The sequence below is a fragment of the Shewanella sp. HL-SH2 genome (assembly GCF_051164935.1).
Classification (GTDB): domain Bacteria; phylum Pseudomonadota; class Gammaproteobacteria; order Enterobacterales; family Shewanellaceae; genus Shewanella; species Shewanella glacialimarina.
Map to the genome: position 1 here is coordinate 3281210 of NZ_CP195035.1, position 24256 is coordinate 3305465.

22 protein-coding genes, 1 pseudogene and 1 riboswitch are annotated in these 24256 nt (G+C 40.8%); of the genes and pseudogenes, 6 read left to right on the forward strand and 17 right to left on the reverse strand.

Annotated features, from left to right (window positions below):
* The first annotated feature begins 230 nt into the window (after positions 1–230).
* A complete protein-coding gene (purM, locus tag ACRWP9_RS14295; RefSeq protein WP_226414746.1) occupies positions 231–1268 on the forward strand; it encodes a phosphoribosylformylglycinamidine cyclo-ligase in 1038 nt (345 codons plus the stop codon).
* Positions 1268–1912 (forward strand): phosphoribosylglycinamide formyltransferase, encoded by a 645-nt coding sequence (gene purN / locus ACRWP9_RS14300; protein ID WP_434926557.1) that lies wholly within the window; start codon positions 1268–1270, stop codon positions 1910–1912. Before purM ends, purN begins: the two co-directional genes overlap by 1 nt.
* Positions 1913–2031: 119 nt before the next feature.
* Here the strand turns inward: purN and cysB are convergent, their stop codons facing one another.
* The gene (gene cysB / locus ACRWP9_RS14305; protein ID WP_434926558.1) at positions 2032–3006 is read right to left on the reverse strand and encodes an HTH-type transcriptional regulator CysB; all 975 of its coding nucleotides are present in this window, start codon (positions 3004–3006) and stop codon (positions 2032–2034) included.
* A 424-nt stretch (positions 3007–3430) separates the two neighbouring features.
* On the opposite strand from cysB, the gene ACRWP9_RS14310 reads away from it, so the two are divergent.
* The gene (locus tag ACRWP9_RS14310) at positions 3431–4216 is read left to right on the forward strand and encodes a hypothetical protein (RefSeq protein ID WP_434926559.1); all 786 of its coding nucleotides are present in this window, start codon (positions 3431–3433) and stop codon (positions 4214–4216) included.
* Between the two features lie 102 nt (positions 4217–4318).
* Here ACRWP9_RS14310 and ACRWP9_RS14315 read toward each other — a convergent pair whose 3' ends face one another.
* Positions 4319–5332: a rhodanese-related sulfurtransferase gene (locus ACRWP9_RS14315; RefSeq protein WP_434926560.1), complete on the reverse strand. Its 1014-nt coding sequence runs from the start codon at positions 5330–5332 to the stop codon at positions 4319–4321.
* 208 nt (positions 5333–5540) lie between these two features.
* Between ACRWP9_RS14315 and ACRWP9_RS14320 the strand changes: the two genes are divergently transcribed.
* Positions 5541–6212 (forward strand): glutathione S-transferase, encoded by a 672-nt coding sequence (locus ACRWP9_RS14320; protein WP_434926561.1) that lies wholly within the window; start codon positions 5541–5543, stop codon positions 6210–6212.
* A 214-nt stretch (positions 6213–6426) separates the two neighbouring features.
* Positions 6427–6627 (forward strand): hypothetical protein, encoded by a 201-nt coding sequence (locus tag ACRWP9_RS14325; RefSeq protein ID WP_434926562.1) that lies wholly within the window; start codon positions 6427–6429, stop codon positions 6625–6627.
* Positions 6628–6888: 261 nt separating this feature from the next.
* On the opposite strand, the gene ACRWP9_RS14330 is transcribed toward ACRWP9_RS14325, so the two are convergent.
* The 10 genes and pseudogenes from ACRWP9_RS14330 to hinT all read right to left on the reverse strand — a co-directional run bounded on the left by ACRWP9_RS14330 (position 6889) and on the right by hinT (position 14765).
* A complete protein-coding gene (locus ACRWP9_RS14330; RefSeq protein ID WP_434926563.1) occupies positions 6889–7437 on the reverse strand; it encodes an NAD(P)H nitroreductase in 549 nt (182 codons plus the stop codon).
* A gap of 154 nt (positions 7438–7591) precedes the next feature.
* Positions 7592–8192: pseudogene (locus ACRWP9_RS14335) on the reverse strand (HvfX family Cu-binding RiPP maturation protein).
* Positions 8193–8384: 192 nt separating this feature from the next.
* Positions 8385–9431 (reverse strand): phosphotransferase, encoded by a 1047-nt coding sequence (locus ACRWP9_RS14340; protein WP_434926564.1) that lies wholly within the window; start codon positions 9429–9431, stop codon positions 8385–8387.
* Positions 9424–10092 (reverse strand): nicotinamide riboside transporter PnuC, encoded by a 669-nt coding sequence (gene pnuC / locus ACRWP9_RS14345; protein ID WP_434926565.1) that lies wholly within the window; start codon positions 10090–10092, stop codon positions 9424–9426. The genes ACRWP9_RS14340 and pnuC overlap by 8 nt, the downstream gene beginning before the upstream one ends.
* 5 nt (positions 10093–10097) lie before the next feature.
* Positions 10098–10358, reverse strand: coding sequence for a hypothetical protein (locus ACRWP9_RS14350; RefSeq protein ID WP_226414723.1), 261 nt, complete (start codon positions 10356–10358; stop codon positions 10098–10100).
* A 115-nt stretch (positions 10359–10473) separates the two neighbouring features.
* On the reverse strand, positions 10474–12675 hold the full coding sequence (locus tag ACRWP9_RS14355) for a TonB-dependent receptor (RefSeq protein WP_434926566.1): 2202 nt from the start codon (positions 12673–12675) through the stop codon (positions 10474–10476).
* 59 nt (positions 12676–12734) lie between these two features.
* A riboswitch (TPP riboswitch) is annotated at positions 12735–12859 on the reverse strand.
* Positions 12860–13000: 141 nt separating this feature from the next.
* Positions 13001–13396 (reverse strand): YcfL family protein, encoded by a 396-nt coding sequence (locus ACRWP9_RS14360; RefSeq protein WP_434929083.1) that lies wholly within the window; start codon positions 13394–13396, stop codon positions 13001–13003.
* Between the two features lie 22 nt (positions 13397–13418).
* Positions 13419–13907, reverse strand: a complete 489-nt coding sequence (locus tag ACRWP9_RS14365) for a PaaI family thioesterase (RefSeq protein ID WP_434926567.1) — start codon at positions 13905–13907, stop codon at positions 13419–13421.
* Positions 13900–14412, reverse strand: coding sequence for a PaaI family thioesterase (locus ACRWP9_RS14370; RefSeq protein ID WP_226414713.1), 513 nt, complete (start codon positions 14410–14412; stop codon positions 13900–13902). The genes ACRWP9_RS14365 and ACRWP9_RS14370 overlap by 8 nt, the downstream gene beginning before the upstream one ends.
* On the reverse strand, positions 14412–14765 hold the full coding sequence (hinT, locus tag ACRWP9_RS14375) for a purine nucleoside phosphoramidase (protein WP_434926568.1): 354 nt from the start codon (positions 14763–14765) through the stop codon (positions 14412–14414). Before hinT ends, ACRWP9_RS14370 begins: the two co-directional genes overlap by 1 nt.
* A 175-nt stretch (positions 14766–14940) precedes the next feature.
* Here hinT and ACRWP9_RS14380 point away from each other — a divergent pair, with 175 nt between their 5' ends.
* Positions 14941–16704: a M61 family metallopeptidase gene (locus tag ACRWP9_RS14380; protein WP_434926569.1), complete on the forward strand. Its 1764-nt coding sequence runs from the start codon at positions 14941–14943 to the stop codon at positions 16702–16704.
* A gap of 131 nt (positions 16705–16835) precedes the next feature.
* On the opposite strand, the gene ACRWP9_RS14385 is transcribed toward ACRWP9_RS14380, so the two are convergent.
* The 5 genes from ACRWP9_RS14385 to nirB all read right to left on the reverse strand — a co-directional run bounded on the left by ACRWP9_RS14385 (position 16836) and on the right by nirB (position 24232).
* On the reverse strand, positions 16836–17468 hold the full coding sequence (locus tag ACRWP9_RS14385) for a LuxR C-terminal-related transcriptional regulator (RefSeq protein ID WP_434926570.1): 633 nt from the start codon (positions 17466–17468) through the stop codon (positions 16836–16838).
* A gap of 260 nt (positions 17469–17728) precedes the next feature.
* A complete protein-coding gene (locus ACRWP9_RS14390) occupies positions 17729–19600 on the reverse strand; it encodes a protein kinase domain-containing protein (protein WP_434926571.1) in 1872 nt (623 codons plus the stop codon).
* A 213-nt stretch (positions 19601–19813) separates the two neighbouring features.
* Positions 19814–21280: a NarK family nitrate/nitrite MFS transporter gene (locus ACRWP9_RS14395; RefSeq protein ID WP_434926572.1), complete on the reverse strand. Its 1467-nt coding sequence runs from the start codon at positions 21278–21280 to the stop codon at positions 19814–19816.
* Between the two features lies 1 nt (position 21281).
* On the reverse strand, positions 21282–21617 hold the full coding sequence (gene nirD, locus ACRWP9_RS14400) for a nitrite reductase small subunit NirD (RefSeq protein WP_434926573.1): 336 nt from the start codon (positions 21615–21617) through the stop codon (positions 21282–21284).
* The gene (nirB, locus tag ACRWP9_RS14405) at positions 21614–24232 is read right to left on the reverse strand and encodes a nitrite reductase large subunit NirB (RefSeq protein ID WP_434926574.1); all 2619 of its coding nucleotides are present in this window, start codon (positions 24230–24232) and stop codon (positions 21614–21616) included. The genes nirD and nirB overlap by 4 nt, the downstream gene beginning before the upstream one ends.
* Between the last annotated feature and the right edge of the window lie 24 nt (positions 24233–24256).

Genomic DNA, 24256 nt, shown 5'->3' on the forward strand with positions numbered 1-24256 from the left:
CCAGCTTTGTCTAATTACAGCCAAATTTAACGAATTTTAGTGTATTTATCCCTTCTATAAAACATAAAGTTTTATAAATGCAGTAAATCGTGAGCTAAGCCAATAAAAATCACACAATTTGGTGTTTTATCTGGCGGATAAAGCTAAATGATGGCTTTCGAGTAACGGCACAAGCTGGTAGAATGTGGCCGCATAAAATTCCTTAAACGATGTACCCGAGAGGATCCTCCGTGAGCACTCCTACACCATTAAGTTACAAAGATGCCGGCGTTGATATAGATGCAGGTAACGCATTAGTTAGTAACATTAAAACTGCGGTTAAACGCACCCGTCGCCCTGAAGTTATGGGCAACTTAGGTGGTTTTGGCGCATTATGTGAATTACCGACTAAATATAAACACCCTGTATTAGTGTCTGGCACCGATGGTGTTGGTACTAAACTGAGACTGGCAATTGATCATAAGAAACATGACACTGTCGGAATCGATCTTGTTGCCATGTGTGTGAATGATTTAATTGTATCGGGTGCCGAGCCGTTATTCTTTTTAGATTACTATGCGACTGGCAAACTAGACGTTGAAACTGCAACCTCTGTTGTTAATGGTATTGCTGAAGGCTGTGTTCAATCTGGTTGTGCGTTAATTGGCGGTGAAACTGCTGAAATGCCAGGTATGTACGAAGGTGAAGATTACGACTTAGCCGGTTTCTGTGTTGGCGTTGTTGAAAAAGCTGACATTATTGACGGCACAAAAGTTAAAGCCGGTGATTCACTTATCGCTTTAGGTTCTAGCGGCCCTCACTCAAATGGTTATTCGTTAATTCGTAAAGTCTTAGAAGTAAGCAAAGCAGACCCTAAGCAAGACTTAGCCGGTAAGCCGTTAATTGATCATTTACTTGAACCAACCAAGATTTATGTAAAATCATTACTTAAATTGCTTGAGCAAACTGAAGTTCACGCGATGGCGCATATCACTGGTGGTGGATTCTGGGAAAATATCCCACGCGTATTACCAGCAGATTGCAAAGCGGTTGTTAAGGGTGATTCTTGGCAATGGCCTGTTGTGTTCGACTGGTTAATGACTAATGGAAATATCGCTAAGCGTGAAATGTACTTAACCTTCAACTGTGGTGTGGGTATGGTCATTGCACTGCCAACTGATAAAGTTGACGCTGCATTAGCATTGTTAACTGCTGAAGGTGAAAACGCTTGGCTAATTGGTGAAATTGCCAATCGTAATGCCGATGAAGAGCAAGTGGAGATTGTATAATGCCTGCTAGCTGTCGCGTTGTGGTGTTGATTTCAGGTAACGGTAGTAATTTACAAGCTATTTTAGACGGTTGTGATGACAACCTAAACGCTGAAGTAGTGGGTGTTATCAGTAACAAACCTGACGCATATGGCTTGATACGCGCTCACCATAGTGAAATTGATACCAGTTGTGTCATTGCTCGCAAAGGTGAAGCACGTGAAGAGTATGATATTCGTCTTGCTGCTTGCATTGAAAAATATCAGCCAGACTTAATTGTACTTGCCGGTTTTATGCGTATTTTATCCGATGACTTTGTCTGTCGTTATTTAGGTAAGATGATCAATATTCATCCGTCATTATTACCTAAGTATACTGGCCTTAATACTCATCAACGCGCTATCGATGCAAAAGACAAAGCGCACGGCACTAGTGTGCACTTTGTTATTCCAGAACTTGATGCAGGACCGGTTGTTTTACAAGCTAAAGTACCGATTTATGCTGAAGATGATGCTGAGATATTAGCAGAACGAGTGCATGAGCAGGAACACGCTATTTATCCTCTTGTGGTTAAATGGTTTAGTTTGGGCAGACTTGAAATGAAACAAAATCAAGCTTATCTGGACGGTGCGCTAATCGGCCCTAATGGTTACGCACCGGATTAATCCTAGCCCACTATGTTTGCATAAAAAAATCACGCTGCGGCGTGATTTTTTTATTCTAGTTATTTTTTAACGGGCTATTTTAAAAAACTCTTTTATTATCAACTTAGCTAATCGACACTTTAGCGAACAGGTAAGGTGATATCAGCAAACATTTCATCAATAAGTTGTTGATCACGCAAGGCCACCGCATTTTCAACCACGGTACGGGTTAAATGGGGAGCAAAATGCAACATGAAGTCATACATGTAACCACGTAAGAAGCTGCCACGTCTAAAGCCAATTTTAGTGGTGCTGTGAGCAAATAAATGACTGGCATCTATCGCGATTAAATCTTTATCGATATTGGCATCAATTGCCATAGATGCAATAACCCCTACCCCTAGACCAAGACGGACATAGGTTTTTAATACGTCAGCACTGGTTGCACTAAACACTACTCTAGGGTGTAAATTAGCACGATTAAACGACTTTTCAATTTCAGAGGCTTTATCAAAACCAAATACATAGGTCACTAAAGGATATTTGGCTAAATCTTCAATACTAGGTTTTGTGATACTGGCTAGAGGGTGATCGCGGGTGACCACTATTGAACGATTCCAGTGGTAACAAGGTAGCATAATTAGGTCGGTATAAAGATGCATAGCCTCTGTTGCAATAGCAAAATCAGCTTCACCTCGAGCCGCTTGCTCACTGATTTGGCTAGGCGTACCTTGATGCATATGTAAATTAACTTTAGGGTAACGCTTAATAAATTCTTTAATGATTTGCGGTAAAGCATAACGGGCCTGGGTATCAGTTGTGGCAATATTTAGCTCACCTTGATTTGGCTTAGTGTATTCTTCTGATACTTTTTTAATGCTTTCTACTTTGCCTAGAATATCATTCGCTATTTCGATAACCTGCAAACCCGCGGGGGTAACATGGGTTAAATGTTTGCCACTTCGACCAAAGATTTGGATCCCAAGCTCATCCTCAAGCATACGAACTTGCTTGCTGATCCCCGGTTGTGAGGTATATAAATTTTCAGCAGTAGCTGATACATTTAAATTGTGTTTGACCACTTCGGCAATGTATCTTAATTGTTGCAGCTTCATGGCACCATTCCTTACTATTTAATTGGAACATTAGCAGTAATGACGCAATAGGACGCCACTAACCTCAACCCATCTATAACTAAATGTTATAGATGTTAGCAAATGTAATGTAAATTAGCATATAAGACAAGTGAAAATAGCCTACTGTAACTCAGTAAAATACCCTGAAATAGGCGTTAGTCGGCAAACTCACACGTGTGACAAGCTACAAAAATAGTGCTTTTGATGATCATTCAACAACTAACAACAACTTTTATCATCAAAATGACTGGGTTTTCAACGACAGTAGGCATAACTTACGCTAAGATATATATTAATTTTGGTTTTGCTATTCATCTATTATTAAAACAACAAATAGACTCGTGTTGCTTCTAACTGTTTTTAGATGCTGTACACGCAATAACTATGACAACATGGAAAACCTATGTCTTTAATTCTAATATTAATGCTGATTGGCGCTCTACTGCTACTCATTATTGGCTTCAGTATTATTCAACAACAAAAAGAACGAGCTGAAGCAGAGCGAAGAGTAGAAGTCTCTCGTCATCGCGCTATTATTGATGAAACTGAAGCTGTTTTAGCTAACTCAGGAGCGGCATCTTGTTCTAGCCATATCATCTTAGTCCTTTATAAACGGATACAAGATGCACTCGAACAATCTATATCGCATGCGTCAGGCCAATTACTGAGTGATTATCAGCGTCGTTTAAGCGACATAAACAGCCAAATCAGCAGTATTTCTGGTTCGTCCCCTCAAGTACCTCCGGTTGAGAACTTTCGCTTACCTGATAATGATCGACAAGTATTAGACTTAGTAAAAACCTTAAAAAAGCTAAAAGCTATATTACGTGCCGAACACAATAAAGGAAAAGTTGATCCGTCTGTGTTCAACGCAGAAGAAATGCGAATTGACAGCTTACAGCAGCGTATTAACGTGGAGTCGATGATTTCCCGTGCACGCGCGGCATGCTATATGAAGCAATATGGTTCGAGTAAGCAAATGGTGACTAAAGCACTTTCTACATTGCACCTCATTAAAGCCCAAACGCCTAACGACCCCTTTATAACCCGAAAATTAGATGAAGCAAAACAGTTGTTAGATGAAATTATGGGTGCGCAGAAAAACTCAGGTCCTGCGGTTCCGCAACCGAAGAAGAGTGATGACGAAGACGATTTAGATATGTTATTTCAGCGGAAGAAAAAATGGTAATTGGCTGTATTCTTGTCTGAATAACCGTTAATAACCACTACTGACTGAAACAAAAAAGCCTCATTTACTGAGGCTTTTTTGTTTTATGATTTTAAATAATCATTACTTTTGCTTTTGTTTCTCTTGTGCTTTCTTTAATGCTTCTTTGTCTTGTCGGCGCTTTTCAATTACTTGATTTACGTCACTGCCGATATGGACCTCACCACGCTGCGTAGCAAGCTGTACCTGGCGTTCACGTTCAATAAAACGTTGACGCTGTTCGTCTGTCACCTTGTCAATACAATGCGGACAGCTAACACCTTGCTCATACGCAGCAGACAGCTTTTCTTGTTCCGTAATAGGCATGCGACAAGCGTTACACTGGTCATATTGACCTTTCTCTAACGCATGATTAACAGCAACACGATTGTCAAAAACAAAACATTCACCTTTCCATAAGCTGTCTTCTGGCTGAACTTCTTCAAGATACTTAAGAATGCCCCCTTCCAGATGATAAACCTCTTCAAAGCCCTGCTCTTTCAAATACGCGGTTGATTTTTCACAGCGGATGCCACCGGTGCAGAACATAGCCACTTTCTTGTGCTTAGCAGGATCAAGATTTTGCTTAACGTATGCTGGAAATTCACGGAATGTTTCTGTTACTGGATTAACCGCGTGTTCAAAAGTACCAATTTGCACTTCATAGTCGTTACGAGTATCAACGAGTAATACATCGGGATCAGAAATAAGTGCATTCCAATCTTTAGGCTTAACATAGGTTCCGACAACTTTGCGTGGGTCGATGCCTTCGACTCCCATAGTAACAATTTCTTTCTTCAGTTTAACTTTGGTGCGATAGAAAGGCATTTCATTATCGAAAGAGACCTTAGTGACAATATTATCTAAGCCGGGCTGTGAGTCTAGCCAGGTGAGTAAAGCATTGATGCCTTCTTTATTGCTGGCTACCGTTCCGTTAATGCCTTCACTGGCTAACAGCAATGTGCCTCTTACGTCATGTTGTTCCATGACACTCAGCAATGGCTGCCTGATGGTTTCAAAGTGAGGTAAAGCAACAAACTTATAAAGAGCGCACACCACAAATTCAGATGTAGTTGCTGGTGTAGGTGTAGTAGACATAAGATCTCCGCTAGCTGGAACTTCATTTCCAGTGCATTGTGATTAAAAAATTGTGTGTCGAGGCCAAAAAACGGCCGGAATTATAACTAAATCACACTAAAAAAACAGTTATTAATCCATCAATCGTCTTTTCTGTGTCATTTACCCCTCAGTCTTGATCTTTTACGATAGAATATTGCTCTATTTAATGATTTCTACTCAGGTTAGCATGATAAATTATTTGTATACTTTTCGTCGTTGTCCTTACGCTATGCGTGCAAGAATAGGACTACACCTCAGTACACTTAATCCCGATGTGCGTGAAATTGAGCTTAAAAACAAGCCTGCTGAAATGTTAGCTATTTCAGCAAAAGCAACTGTGCCTGTTTTAGCTTATCAACAGCAGACCATTGCAGAAAGTTTAGATATTTTACAATTTGCGATTAGGCATTATCCACTCGATACATGTCCATATTTAGATGAAACTGAATATCAATTAGTTATTCAAAGTATTCACTCTGAAGAACAGCAAGCACTGGTTTATAAAAATGATAACCACTTCAAACCCTGGTTAGATAAATATAAATATGCCGACAGACACCCACAAATGAGTCAATCGGCTTATCGACATAAAGCTGAAGAATTTGTCCAAGAGCTTGAACACAAACTTAATCTACAAACATTTTTATTTGCTAACAGTCCGACATTTGCTGACTACGCTATTTTTCCCTTTATTAGACAATTTGCAGCGGTTGATCATAAATGGTTTGAGTCTTGTGAATATATTAAAGTACAGCAATGGTTATCAGCGCTAGTTAACTGTGATCTATTTAAACAAGTGATGATTAAATACCCACTTTGGTTAGATGAAAAAAAATCGATCCCGCTAAAGCCACAATAAAATAGTTACTAAGTATTAGTTCTAAGTAATACTAAAAAATAATCTAAATTTTAATAACTTAAGGCTCTTTTATTTAGAGCAAACTTAAGGTAAATTAGCTTGCTGCACATAATACAGCTAAGTATTAAGATGGATTTTTAACTATTTTGCAGCAAGTTCACAATTAACAATTATGCTTAATAAAAGTCATTGCATAACGCAAAGGAAAAATGACATGGACAATATGGATATTACGCTAGCAATACTGCTTGTTACACTGATGCTATTACATGTTTTATTTTGTTATCGTGCGATTACCTCGCATGCGCAAATAAGCAGTAATAAACGCTGGTTTTGGAGTGGAATAAGCTTAGTGATGGGACCATTCGGTTATTATGTGTTTCAAAACTCATTGCCGATAGAGTCTCTTGAATAAAAGGGTTATTTGATACCCCTTACCTTTATAGCTTAAGTTTTACAGTTTAAGTGCTAAAGCTTCACTTGTTTTGGGTTAAGTTTTTGAAGTAACTTTTTATCTTGAGTTTGATACTTGAGAAGTGACCACGGCTTAACAATATCATTTAATGTTATCGCCGAAATGTATGCCCTCATAGGCTAAAAGAACACATACATTCAACACAGATAAAACTGCCATATAGCCAGTGCCTATTAGATAACAGGCACTAGAATGTATCCTCTACAAAAAGCGCGCAAATTGACGCCCTTCTTTCAATGACTTTATTGGTGCTGTTACTGTTGGCGTACCTATATATAAAAAGCCTACTATTTGATCATTGTCATTCAAGCCTAAATCTTGATGTACGTTTCTGTCAAAAGCAAAGTCTCCCGAACGCCACACAGCTCCTAGACCTAGAGAAAACACTGCCTGCTGCATCGCCATTGTTGCACACCCTGCTGCTATGTGCTGTTCTATAATTGGTACTTTGGAATGAGTTTGTGTTTTTGCCACCACAGTGATGACCAATGGCGCTCTAAATGGCATTTTTTCAGCTTTTTCGATAAGCGCTTCATCGGCTTGCGATTTTTTTGCGGCGCTGACAAAAATCTCAGCAAGGCGAGTCAGACCATCATCTTGGGCAATAATAAACTCCCATGGCGTTAACCCACCATGATCAGGTACACGAGCGGCTGCATTAAGAATGAAGTCCAGCTGTTCTGTCGTTGGCGCTGGAGTGGTCAATCTTGGGCTAGACTGACGAGTTAATAATAGTTCTGATGCTTTCAACGTTTTTATCCTAGCGATGGCTTTATTTAGGCTGATAATAACAAATATCCCACCTGTTTGGTGGGATATTTGCATTGGGTTTAATTGGGTTTAATTGACTTTAATTGGAATTAAACTCGCCTAATGTGATAAATACGTATGCCATGAATACTGCTTACGCAGTTTTAGCCAGAAAGCGCTGAATATAATAGTCGATGCTGACGTAACGCCCTCCGCCCATGAACAGTAATACCAAAAGCATCAGTAAATAGGTAATCGCAAACTCAATGCCGTTATTCAAAATAACAAAGTTACCTGAACTGGTTAACCATTCATAATTACCATGTTGCTGTAAAATAGCTTTAGCGGCGGCGAGTTTTTTCACCCGCGGCTAGCACACTGTCATTAGCTAGCCATGAGTTAGTATCAGCAATAGCTAACCAGCCATTTTGCCAATGAACCGCAAAAGCTGCCACAGCCATTGTCACTATCAAAGGTAATGAAATAAGTCTTGTGGCTAATCCCATAAGCAACAAAAAGCCACCAAAAAGTTCAGTTCCAGCTGCCAAAGCAGTCATCACTTCAGGCATAGGCAGACCAAGGCCCCAATCAGGATTACCAAACCAGCTCGCGGTATCTTCAAAATGGGCCAATTTATTGTATCCAGCTTGCATCAACACTGGTGCAAGATAAATTCTTAATGCTAGTGGAGCCAGACCATCAAAATGAGACAGTTTTTGAAGTATCTTTTGGTATAGAGAAAATAACGTTTGCATCCAACTTCCTTTATTAAACAACAACATTGTTAATACTTAAACTATGTCTGAAATATTATATAAATGGGTATAGCTAAATAAGACCCTGTATAAGGCAAAAATATTTCAACACAGAGGTATTTAAACCCAAATTCAGCACTATCAGGCAATTCGCATCATAAGTATTGATTAACTTACTGTCTAAATTTTCGTTTAAGGATAGCTGAAATCAATTAATGAAAAGTATCGATGATACAAGGGAAAGAAGTTTTGACGGGTATTTCTTGCCATCAATAAAGCCCACATAACACAAAATAGCCAATAACAATTTATCGCATATGCTACGCATTTAGGGGCATTAGTGTTTAGTGAAGGAGATGCAGTTTCTGCTTGCCATTGAAAGTAGGCTTGCAACAAAGTATCCGTTTGTTGCGTTGATAAACTGTGGGTTGCCAATATTGACGCTAAATCAAAAAGAGGATGACTGGTGGCTGCATATTCAAAATCAATACACATTAATCTTGCTAAGCCTCTGTTTTGATAGCCGTGAATGTCCAATAGCAGGTTAAAGGGGGTTAAATCCCTGTGGCAAAAAGTCGGTGCAATTAAACATTCCTCTAATGCATTAAACCACTGCTTAATCATGTCGCTTTGGTCGTCGAGTTGGTTAAAATAGTGTTGCCATTCGGCGGTTTCCTGCGGATAAGAGGCTATAAGCTGCTGCCGATACTCGTGCCATTGTTGCAGTAAGCTCACCTTTTTTTCAGGTAAAGGCAAAGTTGATAGGTTTTTTAATACTTCAAGAAGTTGTTCTACAGGTTGTGAGTTTGATGTACCTATGAGTATCTCATCCTGGCGAGGAGTATTTACACCATACTCGTGATAAGCCTTATGCCAAGGTGTGGTTTCAACAATAAAGTCACTGAGATAAATTTCATAATTATCACTGTAAAAGTGTAATTTAGGGGCGATTGCTATCTGCTGTGCTTGTCGCCAGCTAGCGACTTCATCTTGACGAGAGCACCACACAGCATCAACTTGATTCACTCTTAATACTTGTGATTTTTGTATCTGCTCAAATTTAGAGTTAAGCAGATAATTTTGGTTACTCAATCCCGCTGACAAGTGTTCAACGCTGATGCAATACTTAGCCAGTTTTTCCAGTTGGTTCGAAGGTACAAGCTTGAGCAGCAAGCTGACCACGTCATTAGGAAGTAAGTTTAACGCTGATTGAGCAACCAATGTTTCTAATTCAACCATTTTGAGAGAGTGGCTCTGAATTTGAATCTGTTTCTGCAAGCCATGTTTTGCGCCACATAAAGTATCCCACCACAGCCATAAAGACATAAAGTACAAACAGTGCAGTTGTCAGCATCAAGCCTTTACTAAAGTACAAATAAATTGATAGCGTATTGATAACAATCCAATAAAACCAATTTTCAAGCACCTTTTGAGCCACTAAAAAAGTGGTCATTACGGCAAAGCAGGTAGTGGCAGAATCTAGATAAGGAAATGATGCTTGGGTGTAGGTTGCCATAAGGTAACCCACTATAATTGATATTATTGATGTCACAGTAATCAACATGAAATGCGTATTAAGCGACCAACTAACAATGGCCGAGCCACTGTCATTAATAGCATGCTCCGGGCTATTACTCGGCTGCTGCATCCACATCCAATAACCGTAAACAGCCATCGCCATATAATAAATATTAAGCACTGACTCCATTAACAAAGACACTTTCCAGAAAAGTACCGTATAAATTGCCGTGCTGATAAACGCCGCTGCCCAGCACCAAATATTGGTGCGCATGGCTAATGCTAGGTACACCACGGCTAAAATGACTGCAACGGCCTCCCAGGCGGTCATCACACTCATTTCATTGAAGGCCTGGCTTATTGTTTGGCTAAATTCAAACATAAACATTACTCACTGTGGGCTAAATTAAGTTCACCACCAATAAACTTACATACAAATACCGCCTTGCCCCACTTAACATGTGCCGCTTGCATTTCAATCGCAAGCATCGACATAACATCCCCATACTCTCCACATATCTGTGTTGCCATAGCATTAGTTACTCGCTCAATATTGCTATAGCTGTCAACACGGCCTATAAACCACTTAATAGGGTCTAGGTAATTTTCATTAAATGGATACATGCTAATTTCTGCAGTTAATTTCATTATTGCCCCTCAAATAGTATTTTGCGGCGCCAGGAAATACCAAACCGTCGCAATGGTTAAGCTCATTTAACAACGTCCAATATCAACATATGATGCAAATGAGCTTCACGAAAAATTACATAAATTTATAGTCGAAAGTTACGCCAATTTGACGTGGGTCACCGTAACGAATGTATTGCTTATCAGCCCAATCTGTATCGGGTTCGTTACCAAAGTAGAATCCACGTACGCCATAGTTTTCATCAAACACATTACGACCCCACAAATAGGCCGACCAGGTTGGTGTTTCATAACCTAGGCGAGTATTGACTATGTTATAAGCGTCAGATTGAGAGTCATTGCTGTCTGAATAATAGAAGTCACTTTTACCACTAGTATTAATATTGGCAAACCAACCGGAGTCAGCAAGATAAGTCACACCAGCACTGTAAGTAAAGTTGGGAGAGTGAGCTAATTCGCGTCCAGATAAATCAACAATAGTCCCATTTTTATCCTGGTAGCTATAATCGCCATATTCTGTTTCTAACCAGCCAACACTACCGTACATTTGCAGATTTTCAGTCGCGTACCAATTCAAGTCAAGTTCGGCGCCGTAGTTACTTGAGCTGCCTGCATTTTCAGTGAATAACACAAAGCGTTGTGGATTTTCAGGATCTTGTAATGATGCTGCAACTTGTTGATCTTCTCTGTCCATAAAGAAAAGCGCAAAGTTAGTATCAATTGCCCCCGCTAACCACACAGACTTAAGACCCAACTCGTAGTTATATAAAATTTCAGTATCGAATTGTTTTTTATCAGCCAACTCTGCCGGTAAAGTCATGTTAAAACCACCCGCCTTGTAGCCACGCGCGACTTTCGCATAAGCATTGTGTGCAGCATTAAGCGATTTAGACAAGGCTATATGGCCGCCCCACATGTCTTCAGAAGGCTTGAAATTGTCATTATTAGTATCAGAGTACTCACTGTTGCGACGCTCAAGGCGCAATCCGCTAGACAGTAAGTAATCGTCACCTAAATGACTGTCAAGTTGCGCAAACACCGCGAAATTAGATGCATCATAGCTTGATTGCAGTACTTCATCTGGCCAGGTGTTATATTCAGAATATAAATCATTGTCTTCTTGAAGGTTCATGGCATACACGCCAACTAACCAGTCAGTTGAGTCATTAAAAATACGACTTGCCTGGTTTGATGTGAAGCGAAACTCCTGCGATACAGTGTTACGATCGCCCTTTTTGTTCCAGGTATAATCGTAAACACAAGGTGCTGAGCCGGTGACATTCCAGTTATCATCATATTCATTACAGGTTTTACTGCTCCAATAAGCAGGATTAGCCCAGTCACCGTCGTATCCATGTTGATGATCAGTTTGTGCAAATGAGGTTAATGACGTTAATTCAAAATATTTAGCGCCTGTGAACGACAGTTTTAGCCCTGCGCCAGTGGTTTTTTGATTATCAATACCCGGTTGATCAGTTAGGGTATCAAAACCATTATTATCCAATGTCCATGCATCATAACCGTTGTTATAGTTGGCGTGTAACAAGGTTAAGTCTGCCTGTACATCATCGGTGGCATACCAACGTAATTTTGCTCGGGTGGTCAATTCATCACGTTGATTAGTATCATCACGGCCTAAATAGCTGTTGTTTCTATAACCATTCTGATCATGCTTTTCAAGCGAGACTCGATAAAGTAGCTTTCCTGAATCCGTGATAGGACCAGAGCTAAAACCTGAAAAAGTTTGCAGATTATCATCACCTAAACTGACTTTGGCGCCATTTTCAAAAGTGTCTGTTGGGTCATTACTTTTAAGATAGATCAAACCCGCTAATGCATTGGCGCCGTATTGTGTGCCTTGTGGACCACGTAATACTTCAACCTGTTGCATATCGTACATGCTTGACACCATGCCAAGACCTGACAAATCGATATCATCAACAATAAAACCAACCGATGAGTTAGGCGCGCCTTGATATTGCTCTTGTTCGCCAATTCCGCGTATTTGGAAGTATTTTGGGCGTGAGCTACCACCCGACCAGTTAAAGTTAGCAATAGAGTTTAATACATCTTCAAAATGCTGCGCGCCTTCATCTTCTAATTGCTGGGCATCGATAACCGTGACACTTGAAGGCATTTTATCAAGACTGATATTGCTGAAATCTGCATTTACGACAATCACTTCCATCTTTTCAGATTCAGGTGCGATACGCTCAATAGATTCAGTTGCGGCAAGACCATTGGTTGCATAAAGTGCCGTAAGAACAGCTAATGCGAGTGATGATTTTGCTGGGAAGATATTTTTTACAGGAAGCATAGGACCTCAAATATTAAGTTTGAGATCCGGCAAGTAGCGATAAAGAAGTGCACATCCATGAGATCGAAGTGGCCCATTCCTACGCCGGTATTAGCCGGATCAGGTTCTAAGGGTTCATCATTTGATATCTCAGTTTTCCAATTAAATATAAAATTTAACCAGTAAAACACCCCTTGGCGGAGGGGATTATATCTTAAATTTAGCTCGCTAGCAGGCAAAACTAATACTTTTTTCTGACTAAAAATAAAGCCAGTAAATGCTGGCTTAAAAAACGTGGTTTTTTACTCATCTTAAAAGCTAAACACCTGTTTAGATAAGTTATCGGTTAATTTGAAAATGCCTGGCGAATATACACTTCAAACCGAGTGGCTGTGGCATTAGGGGCAACCGCATTAACTTGCATTTGTTGTTTGCCGTGTAGCTTAAATGATTTCCAGCTAGTGGCTTCATCTTCAATGGTAAAACCACTGGCATCAAACCAGGTGAATTTATACTGTAGGCGTAAATCTGTTGCCACTAAACTATTGATTTGTGCCGCTGCTTGAATTAAATCTGCGCTCTGGCGCTCATTCACATTAGTCACTGACACTTGTCGGCCAAAAGTACTGTTATCGACTCGTACTTCGCCTTGTGAATTAACTGAAATACCCGCTGTATGATTAGCGCAGGCTGACAATAATAAACTTACAGATAATACGAAGTAACCCGTTAACTTTTTGATATTCATTGCAAAGCCTCTTCATTTATTCAATCAAAAAATGTGCTCTAGCAGTGGCAATTAACTGCTTTCTATTGGTTTGCCAACAATTAATACTCACATTCGCCACTCTACGTCCCTGGCGAGTAATTTTACATTCTGCAAAGGTATCTTGATGTAAACCTGCGCGTAAATAGTCAATGGAGAAATCGACAATTTTAGGCACCTTCTTGGCTTGCATAAACACCATTAATTGCACAATTGCCGACATTTCCATAAAACCTGCTATTACCCCACCGTGTATAGCGGGCAATATAGGGTTACCTATATTGTCATCCTTAGCGGGTAATTTAAACACCATTTCGTCGCCAAATCGTTCTACCGACATACCAATAAATTGTGAATACGGCACTTTAGCCAGCAAATAACTGTAGTCATTCAGTTCAATCGCACGTTTTACCACATCTCTCACATCCAGTGAGGCTGAAGAGTCTGGCATATCGGCTTTGTTTGCTAAGGTTTTAGATTCAGTCATGTTTGGCCTCCGGTAAATTGCCCATTAATGCCTGGCGAAACTCTTCGCCGACCATTTCAGGACTGATACGCATAAAGGTGCCAACGGCATGGGCAATAGGCTCATCTATGCTGTCCTGATAAGCGATTGCACGGGTAAAGGCTACGCTAGAGGATAATCGATAACATTCAGCAAACGCATACACAGCTTTGTGCGGTTCAGCCGGTTTCATATAATCGACACGTAGATCTAATGTGGGTGATATTTCTAAGGTTTGATATTTTTTTAGAATTGCACACACTACCGCAGTACCGCAGGTTGTATCAATCAATGTGGTGATCACGCCGCCATGAATAACACCTGTATCTGGATAACCGATAATATCTTGACTGTAAGGTAGTTCAATAAGTACATGGTGTTCGCTGGCTTCTTTAACCGACAAGCCTAATCGACGACACTGGGCTAATTGATTAACAAATCGGGTTGCCACTTCCGTTAACGGGAAAAAATCAGAATTAATTTTCATTAGCCGTGGCTCAACATAGGTCCAAGCGGCTTACCACCTAATAAATGCAGATGAATATGATACACCTCCTGGCCACCATGTTTATTGCAGTTCATGATTAACCGATAACCATCTTCGGCAATGCCTGCTTCATCGGCAAGCTTGGCCGCGACAGTCATCATCCGACCCAAAGCTAACTCATCAGACGCTTTAACATCATTTGCAGTCGCTATTAGATGGTTAGGAATAATCAAAATATGCGTCGGTGCTTGCGGTGAAATATCACGAAATGCAGTAACCAAATCGTCTTGATAAAGAATATCAGCAGGAATTTCACGACGAATAATTTTGCTAAAAATGGTTTCTTCAGCCATTTAATTGTCCTTTTTGCGGTAGCCATGTTGAATGACAAAATGTGGATAGGCTTAAGTTTATAGTATTTTTCAATAAATATAACCGCTAATGATGCTTTTTCATTGTAGTCGTTTGCGTAAACCCGGCAATTTTGGCAGCATGGGTTCATTATCGTTTCTAGCGACTGGACCTTTTATGCATCATCACATTCATGCCATCGATCCCAAAGCCCATTTATTTGCCGTAACCGCCACATTGAATAATGCTCAGCCGCATCAAATATTCAGCTTACCAGCCTGGTTACCGGGCAGTTATATGATCCGTGACTTTGCTAAGAACATCATCGACATTCAATTTTTTGATGAAAATGATGCGCCGATTGCCTTTACGCAACTCGATAAACAAACATGGCAAGTGGATAATCAATCAACCACGATTACCTTGCGTTATCAAATTTATGCCTGGGACTTATCGGTGCGTACAGCTCACCTTGATACTAATCATGGCTTTTTTAATGGTAGTTCAGTTTTTCTCGCTGCCAATGGATTAGAGCATCACCCTCAACAGGTTACGATAGCGCCACCAGCATTGAATGACTTAGCCCAATGGAAAGTGGCGACCAGCATGACACGCGCAGCGGGTGAACAATTTGGTTTTGGCGAGTTTACCGCTGAAAATTACCAGGACTTAATTGATCATCCGGTTGAAATGGGCGACTTAACTATTGATACTTTTGTCGCAGCAGGCGTACCACACGATATTGTGTTAAGTGGAAAGCATCGCGCTAATATGGCCCGTTTAAAGCAAGACTTAAAAGCAATTTGCGAATACCAAATTCACTTTTTTGACAGCCCTGCTCCGTTTGAACGCTATGTGTTTATGACCACGGTATTAGATAATGGCTTTGGTGGTTTAGAGCATAAAGCCTCTACTGCCTTAATGTGTTCACGCAATGATTTACCTAAAAGTGAACAAGGTGAAGTCGAAACAGGCTATCGCACCTATTTATCCCTTTGTAGCCATGAATACTTCCATAGCTGGAATGTAAAACGCATTAAACCGGCAAAGTTTACCCCGTTTGATTTATCCCAAGAAAGCTACACTGAGCAATTATGGGCTTATGAAGGTATTACCTCTTACTTTGATGACTTAATCACTTATCGCAGTGGCTGTATCGATCAAGAAAGCTATTTAACCTTATTAAGTGAAACCATGACTCGGGTTTATCGTGGCCAAGGCCGCTTTAAACAAAGTTTAGCTTCATCAAGCTTTAATGCGTGGACAAAGTTTTATAAACAAGATGAAAATGCCGCCAATGCTATTGTCAGTTATTACACTAAAGGGGCGCTATTTGCGTTACTGTTAGACTTAACCTTAAGACTTGAAACCCAGGGCAGTAAAAGCCTGGACGATGTGATGCGCATTTTATGGCAAGAGTATGGTTTAACCGAAAAAGGCACCGATAACAAAAGCCATCAACGCATTGTTGAATCATTATTAAAGCGTAATTGTGATGATCTTTTCAGCTTTTTATACAACACAGATGATCTGCCATTAGCTGATTTACTCGCTAAAGTGGGCGTTGAAATGAGCCTGCGAAGCAGTGAAGGCAGCAGTGATACTGGCGGCAGCAAAGCTAAGGGCTTTAAAATTGGATTTGGTGCCCGTGTTAAAGCGGAAAGTTTAGGCTTAAAAATACTTACCGTAACCCAGGATAGTCCAGCTCATCAGGCAGGTTTAAGTGCTGGCGACTTATTAATAGCCGCTGATAATTTACAAGTAAATGGTCAATTTGAGCAACAACTGCAACACTACCCTATTAATGAGTCGATTAAACTACATTGGTTTAGACGCGATGAATTAATGCAAGGTGACTTAATAATTCAAGCTGCTGTAAAAGATACTGTGATGCTAAAGATTAAAGATAAAAATTTAGTCAAACTATGGTTATCTCAATAGATAAAATAACTTAGTACTTAAATATTAGCGCCTACTGATTAAAAAAAAGTGCTTAAGCTTAGCCCTAGAAGGTATCGTATTGTATGCGATATCTTCTAAGCTAATTAAGTCCGTCATTAGTCAAGTGGTCCCTAAACCATCACCTCATGAACATGAGTTTGAGCCCATGCAATTGCTTGACCGCGGCTTGATACCCCAATTTTTCTAAATGCGCGGTACAAATGGGTCTTAATAGTTGATTCACTGACAAATAATTTATTGGCTATATCAAGGTTAGTATTACCAGATAATAATGCCTGTAATACTTCACGCTCTCTGATGGTGAGGTTATCAATATCATTTTCATTGTCTACATTGTCGGAATCAACACGTAAATCAGCAGGAATAACACTTTGGCCTTTTAAAATACTTTCAAGCCCTTTACCTAAATTGGTTAATGTTGCATCAGTATAGAAAACGCCTAATGTAGTCTTAGGGTTTATTAAAAATCTTGCATCAACTTGCTTAGGAAAATTGATAAACACGGTTTTCGTTTCAGTTAACTCCCGTTCAATCACTCGTTGTAATTGGTAAGTTTGTTGTAAATCTATAGTCGACAAATCAAAAACAACTAAACTGCATTTCTGCACCGCAAGAAAATCGGCCATGTTACCTGGCTGTGCACAGGTTAATTTAACTAAAAACTCTTGTGGCCATCTTACTGTCAATAAATCCATTAATAAATGCGAGCGTGATACCAGCATCCAGTTGGCTACTTTAAACATTATTTAACTCTCCTTGTAAACTGATTAACATACAGTGCCGTTTCATCAGTCTAGATGAAACGCTAAAGCACTAAAGTAACAAATTAGTATTACATTAAATATTAGCCAAAAGAGTAGAGTTGTCACTTTTGTTTATATTTAAACATCTAACGCTATCAAAAAACCAACAAACTAAATCGTAAATTATTGATAAAGTTAAAAAAACAATAAATAACAGCTAGAACTATCATTAACTTAAATAGGTTCACCCCTCTTTATTACTATAAAAATTTGCTAAACAAAGACGCAAGCAATGACAGAAACAGCATAATTGATACTATTTGCCAGAACTTGAGTGGATCTTTTTCGATAAAAGGTACCCTAGCTTTGGTAATTTTATGTATTTGAGGGGTATTTATTTGATGGATAAATTCACAGGTATCGGCTTGCCTAAAGCTGGGTTCAATACTCATGGCTTTTTTGAGGACCGAATCCATCCATTCTGGCACCATAGGATTCAATTTATGTACACTGACATAAGTTAGTTTTAAAAAATCATTTCGCTTGTGACATTTGCATAGCTGACCTTTAAACGGCAATTCACCGGCAAGCATTTCAAAGGTGATTACCGCTAACGAAAACAAGTCTGCTCGGCCATCTGATTGGTAACCTAATATCACTTCTGGTGCTGTGTAATCTGCAGTACCCAAGATATTATCGCGCACTAATGGCGTGCTAATTTCAGCAATACCTTTAATAAAGCATGAGCCAAAATCGATAATTTTTACTCCACCCTGGCGGGTAATAAAGATATTATCTGGCTTTAAATCTTGATGTAATGTCTCACGTCGATGAAAGGCTCTAATGCCAAGTTCCATCTGCTTAACCAGCCGCAACACTTCTTCTACTGAGGCTTTTCTATGCTGTACTAACCACTGTGACAAACTCACACCATCTAAAAATTCGGTTAAATAGTACAGTGCGGATTTGGGTCTATTTTGTTCGGCTATTTTAACCACATAGTTATTATTGATGCGATTACCCACCCAGCTTTCTAGCATAAATCGCTCAATATAGGCGGCATCATCAAGGTAATTGACCGAAGGGGTTTTCATGCAAAAAGCTTTACCCTCGCTATTTATTACCCGATAAACCTGGCTGCGTTGCGACTGATGGATAATATGGGTCACTTGATATCCATCAAGTTTCATCCCTATATCCATTGGCGGTGGAAAAGGTTTGCTGGCCAGCCGTTGATAAACGTCATCGATTTCTTGATTGGGCAAACGGTCGATGTACAACAGCTGCGCACTGACATTATCTTTGCTTCCCGCGCTGAGTGCTTTTGCCATTAACTGGAGACAAAACTGCTCACATTGTTCATCTAATAATTGCGGGTGCAGGCTAATGTGTTTATTTAGGTATTGATTAATTTCATAGTCAGTGAGTACATCATGAATGCCGTCTGTGGTCAGTAAAAACACATCCCCAACCTGTAACGAAATGGCTTTATAGTCGACCTCTAACTTAACGTCCATCCCTAGTGCTCGGGTCAAATAATGCTGGGTCTCACTGACGCTGGTACTGTGATCGCGACTGAGTTTAACCAGCTCACCGGCTCGCAGTCGATACACTCGAGAATCTCCGACATGCAGCATATGAGCGGTACACGATTTGAATATCAGTGCAGAAAAGGTGCACACAAAACCTCGGCGAGCATCTCGATAATCTTGCCCTAACCCATATAACCAACGGTTTAATGCTGTTAGCACTTTATTACTTGAGGTTTGCACACTCCAGGTGTCAGGTGTGGAATAATAATCACTAATAAAATTACTGACACTGATGGCTGATGCCTGTGCGCCGCCTTCTGCGGTGCTTACGCCATCACTAATAACCGTGACAATACCTTTAGTGGTTAGCATTAATCCCGATGGAATACGGATGCCAATTGCATCTTCATTCGCCGCTTTAACGCCTTTTTCTGACGCTTGACCTACATGGATATGAAGTTGCTCGGTATCGGAACACATCAACACTGTATTATCTGGCTCTTGATTACTTGCTGTTGCTGATGTTTCTAATGTTACCAACACTTCTGATGGCGATACTAACGTCTGTTGCGTGGGTGGTTCAGCGCTTTGTTTGATCATATCGTCTTACCCGCACCTTATTTAAAGCCAAGCATTATAAAATTTATCGCGGCCGTTATTCTCATACTTGATTGGCTGGCGTGATTTACTAGCATGACAAAAACGATGTCACTAAAATAAAAGCAAAAAAGTACATTCACATCAATAAGCACAAAGCTCGCCGATGAGGTTAAATAGACTCACGGCGAGCTAAACAGGTTACACTTTTGGCCATTAGCTAACACTGATTAAAGTGACTTCACCTTGCTCATTCACCTCGGCAATATGCCCCTTAGGCTCACTCATAAATAGTAAGGTGATAAAGCCAAATATGGCACTTACCGCAATAACATAGAAGAACATTTGTGTCGATACCATAGAGTAAACGGTTAAGAAAAACACTGCACCGACATTACCATAAGCCCCTGTCATTCCAGCTATTTGCCCGGTTAAACGGCGCTTAATTAATGGCACTGCGGCAAATACTGCCCCTTCACCACCTTGTACAAAGAACGAACATGCCATCACCACCACTACCGCCACAGGCAAATTCCAGCTTGAATCAATTTGCGCGACCGAGAAATAACCAATCGCTAACCCCGCAGTTAAAATAAGTAAGGTAACTTTACGACCAAACTTATCACTTAACCAACCACCACCTGGGCGAGACATTAAGTTCATAAAGGCATAACTTGACGCCACCATACCCGCCTGCGCCATACCTAACCCAAAGGTTTCAGCAAAAAATAATGGCAACATAGACACTACCGCTAGCTCTGAGCCAAATGTGGTGAAATACAACACATTCAGCACCGCCACTTGCTTGAACTCATAACGCTCAAACTCTGGCACTTCGCTGCTAAAGATATGCTTATTGACTTGATAGGTCTGGTAATAGTCAATAATAAATATTACAACTAATGCGCCATAAATGAGGTTAGTGATGTCTTGGGTAAACATGCTGACGCCTGCTGGAGATAACTTCCACCCCAGTAAAGCAAGCGTGGCATACATAGGGATTTTCATGATAATCAACAACACAAAATCCCCTTTGCTGGTGACTTCTAAGCCGCCACCTTTTTTCGGTTTGAAATACGTCGACCCTTTAGGTGTATCGGTGATATTAAAATAATACACAAAAGAGAATGCCAAACTCATTAACCCGGTAAAGGCGATAGCATAACGCCAGCCATTTTCACCACCAAAAGCTAACGCAACAGCTGGTAATGTAAAGGCCGCCGCCGCTGAGCCAAAGTTCCCCCAGCCGCCATATATGCCCTCAGCGGTTCCTAGCTCTTTAGCGGGAAACCACTCACTCACTACTCTAATACCAATCACAAAGCCTGCACCGATAAAGCCGATTAAAAAGCGCGCTAAGGCTAGCTGCTCAAAAGTATCTGCGACCGCGAACATAAAACACGGAATAGAACAAATGGCTAATAACGCTGAATAGGTTAACCTTGGACCATATTTATCGGTCACCATGCCGATAATAATCCGCGCCGGAATAGTTAACGCCACATTCAAAATTAATAGGGTTTTGATTTGATCTTTCGTTAAGCCCAAACTATCCGCTATCACGCTAACTAAAGGCGCGGCGTTAAACCACACTACAAACGTGATAAAGAAGGCCATCCAGCTCAAGTGCAATACTTTCATTTTGCCCGTAAATGAAAACAAGTTAAATTTTTCTGCGCTCATATTAAACTCCTAATACTTTGGCGAAAACAAAGACTTTGCCCTGCTCGGTTTTGACTTCAAATGGACTGGCCACCAAATTGGTATCTTCAATGCAAACCCCTGTCACCAGGTTGTAATGCTGCTTATAAAGCGGCGAGGCCACGCAAAGTTCACCTTCCATTTCGCAAATCAATCCTCTTGCCAGCAGACTCACGCCTGATGCTGGGTCAACATTGTCTAATGCGAATAAGCCATCTTTACCTAGGTTAAAAATGGCAACCGCATTACCCCCTACCCATGCAGCGACCCCAGAACCTTGGGGCAGACTGGTTTCATCACAAATATTTATCCAACTCATGCTACAACCTCCTCAACAGTATCGTTTGTTTGTACATCAGTAATATCGCGAATAGCGATAGTCCCTGCCCCTGCATCTTTAATGGCGGGAAAACGCTGTTCACGTATGCGTTGATAGGCTGAAGTGTCCGCTTTAGGGGCATCTGCCGGGTTAACAAACTCATTGAAGCGGCTTAGGAATGATGGCTGTTCAAGACTGGTTTTCCACTCACATTGGTAAGAGGCGACGATGCTGTCCATTTGTTTTTCAAGCTCAGTGTTAAGACCTAGTGCATCATCAATAACCACTGACTTTAAGTAGCCTAAACCACCTTCTAACGAGTCCATCCACGTTGAAGTACGTTGTAATTTATCGGCTGTTTTTACATAGAACATCAACACTCGATCGATATATTGGTATAGCTCTGCTGTGCTTAAATCGGTTGCAAATAAATCACCATGTCGCGGGCGCATACCACCATTACCGGCAACATATAAATTCCAACCCTTGTCAGTTGCTATTACACCAATGTCTTTGCTTTGGGCTTCTGCACACTCACGGGTACAACCTGATACCGCAAATTTTAATTTATGAGGACTGCGTAAGCCTTTGTAGCGATTTTCTAAATCAATCGCTAAGCCAATCGCGTCTTGCACGCCGTAACGGCACCATGTGTTGCCAACGCAAGATTTAACCGTGCGCAAAGATTTGCCGTACGCATGACCGGTTTCAAAACCTGCATCAATCAGTTTTTGCCAAATTTCAGGTAATTGCGATAACTGCGCACCGAACATATCGATACGTTGGCCGCCGGTAATTTTGGTGTATAGGTCATAATCTTGCGCGATTTGCCCCATAGCGATAAGTTTGGCAGGGGTAATTTCACCGCCAGCAATGCGCGGCACAATTGAATAAGAGCCGTCTTTTTGCAGATTACCTAAAAACGCATCATTAGTGTCTTGTAATTGCACATGGCTATTGTCTTGGTTTAGTACATATTGATTTTGTAAACTGGCAAAAATGGATGCTGCTGCAGGCTTACAAATATCACATCCATAGGTGTGACCTTGGGGTGAAGGTTTGCCATGCAAGGTCATTAATGTCTCAAAATCATTAATGCCTTCTACCTGACAAAGGTGATACAAGGCTTGACGGTCATGATCAAAATGAGCACAAATTCCCGCATTAAAATCTAGCCCTTGCGCTTGTAATGTTTGGTCAATAATTTTTTGCACCATAGGTGCACAACCACCACAACCCGATGCGGCACGAGTACATGATTTGATTTCAGCCATTTTATGATTACCGGCTTTCACTGCATCGACAATATCGCCTTTGGTCACCTGATGGCATGAACACACTATTGAAGTGTCTTTTAAATCTGCTTCAGATTCTGCGCCCGCTAATAACAACTCAACCGCTGAGCCGATAATTTCATCCTGCGATAAATAAGCCTCTAATAAACGGCTGTAGTCGCTATTATCGCCCACCAGCACGGCGCCCTTTAAAAATTTGCCGGTTTCATCTAACCAGAGTTTTTTGTAAATACCCGCTTGATTATCAGATAGCTCGACAAACTGTGCATTATCAAAACCACGACTGGCGCCAATTGCGGCAACATCTACACCCAGCAATTTTAGTTTGGTGCTCATATCGGCGCCGGTAAAGCTAGCGGCTTTATTTTTAGGTTCTAAAATAGATACCGATGCGGCGATATGCGATGCCGCAACACGGGCCATTTGATAACCCGGCGCGACTAAGCCAAATATTTTTTGTTGCCATAAAGCGCACTCACCAATGGCATAAACATCAGGTGCTGAGGTTAAGCAGTAATCGTCAATTTCAATGCCGCCGCGCTCACCAATATTAATGTTGGACACTCTAGCCAATGCATCCTGCGGACGAATACCGGCAGAAAACACGATCATGTCGGCTTCTAAATATGATTCATCACTGAATGTCATTCGATGCAACGCGGTTTCACCATCAATAATTGCAGTAGTCGCTTTAGAGGTATGAACACTCACCCCGAGCTGCTCAATTTTGCTACATAACAAATCACCGGCTTTGTCGTTAAGCTGAACCGGCATCAATTGCGGTGCAAACTCAACCACATGGGTTTTTACTCCTAACTGCATCATGGCATTGGCCGCTTCAAGCCCCAATAAACCACCGCCGACAACGACGCCCACTTTACTGTTGTTGGCTGCGGCTTGAATGTCTTGTAGGTCTTCAATGGTGCGATAAACCAGACATTGCTGACGGTCGCTGCCTTTGATCGGTGGCACGAATGGGAATGAGCCTGTCGACAGCACTAAACGGTCATATTGATATTGATCACCTTTCGCGCTGGTGAGTGTTTTAGTGGCAATATCAATGGCGGTAATTTGCGTATTAAGGTGTAAATTAATTCCCCAATCAGCATAATCTTGCGCACTGGTTAACATAAGAGAATCGGCTGTGCCGGTTTCAAAATACTTGGATAATTGCACCCGGTCATATGCCGGGCGAGGCTCTTCACCAAAGACATGTACATCAAATTGTTTATTCAGCCCCAGGCTACACAATTGTTCAATAAAATGATGACCAACCATGCCATTACCCACGACAACTAACTTAGATTTTGTGACTGCCATATGCGGCTCCTTCATGCCTTGGTT

Coding starts and splice junctions, on each gene's coding strand:
- nirD (WP_434926573.1), bottom strand. CDS start 21,617: ATGAGTTGGATAAATATTTGTGATGAAACCAGTCTGCCCCAAGGTTCT.
- ACRWP9_RS14355 (WP_434926566.1), bottom strand. CDS start 12,675: ATGCTTCCTGTAAAAAATATCTTCCCAGCAAAATCATCACTCGCATTA.
- nirB (WP_434926574.1), bottom strand. CDS start 24,232: ATGGCAGTCACAAAATCTAAGTTAGTTGTCGTGGGTAATGGCATGGTT.
- hinT (WP_434926568.1), bottom strand. CDS start 14,765: ATGGCTGAAGAAACCATTTTTAGCAAAATTATTCGTCGTGAAATTCCT.
- ACRWP9_RS14380 (WP_434926569.1), top strand. CDS start 14,941: ATGCATCATCACATTCATGCCATCGATCCCAAAGCCCATTTATTTGCC.
- ACRWP9_RS14390 (WP_434926571.1), bottom strand. CDS start 19,600: ATGATCAAACAAAGCGCTGAACCACCCACGCAACAGACGTTAGTATCG.
- ACRWP9_RS14370 (WP_226414713.1), bottom strand. CDS start 14,412: ATGAAAATTAATTCTGATTTTTTCCCGTTAACGGAAGTGGCAACCCGA.
- ACRWP9_RS14320 (WP_434926561.1), top strand. CDS start 5,541: ATGATAAATTATTTGTATACTTTTCGTCGTTGTCCTTACGCTATGCGT.
- ACRWP9_RS14310 (WP_434926559.1), top strand. CDS start 3,431: ATGTCTTTAATTCTAATATTAATGCTGATTGGCGCTCTACTGCTACTC.
- pnuC (WP_434926565.1), bottom strand. CDS start 10,092: ATGTTTGAATTTAGCCAAACAATAAGCCAGGCCTTCAATGAAATGAGT.
- ACRWP9_RS14385 (WP_434926570.1), bottom strand. CDS start 17,468: ATGTTTAAAGTAGCCAACTGGATGCTGGTATCACGCTCGCATTTATTA.
- ACRWP9_RS14350 (WP_226414723.1), bottom strand. CDS start 10,358: ATGAAATTAACTGCAGAAATTAGCATGTATCCATTTAATGAAAATTAC.
- ACRWP9_RS14340 (WP_434926564.1), bottom strand. CDS start 9,431: ATGGTTGAATTAGAAACATTGGTTGCTCAATCAGCGTTAAACTTACTT.
- ACRWP9_RS14325 (WP_434926562.1), top strand. CDS start 6,427: ATGGACAATATGGATATTACGCTAGCAATACTGCTTGTTACACTGATG.
- cysB (WP_434926558.1), bottom strand. CDS start 3,006: ATGAAGCTGCAACAATTAAGATACATTGCCGAAGTGGTCAAACACAAT.
- ACRWP9_RS14365 (WP_434926567.1), bottom strand. CDS start 13,907: ATGACTGAATCTAAAACCTTAGCAAACAAAGCCGATATGCCAGACTCT.
- ACRWP9_RS14315 (WP_434926560.1), bottom strand. CDS start 5,332: ATGTCTACTACACCTACACCAGCAACTACATCTGAATTTGTGGTGTGC.
- purN (WP_434926557.1), top strand. CDS start 1,268: ATGCCTGCTAGCTGTCGCGTTGTGGTGTTGATTTCAGGTAACGGTAGT.
- ACRWP9_RS14395 (WP_434926572.1), bottom strand. CDS start 21,280: ATGAGCGCAGAAAAATTTAACTTGTTTTCATTTACGGGCAAAATGAAA.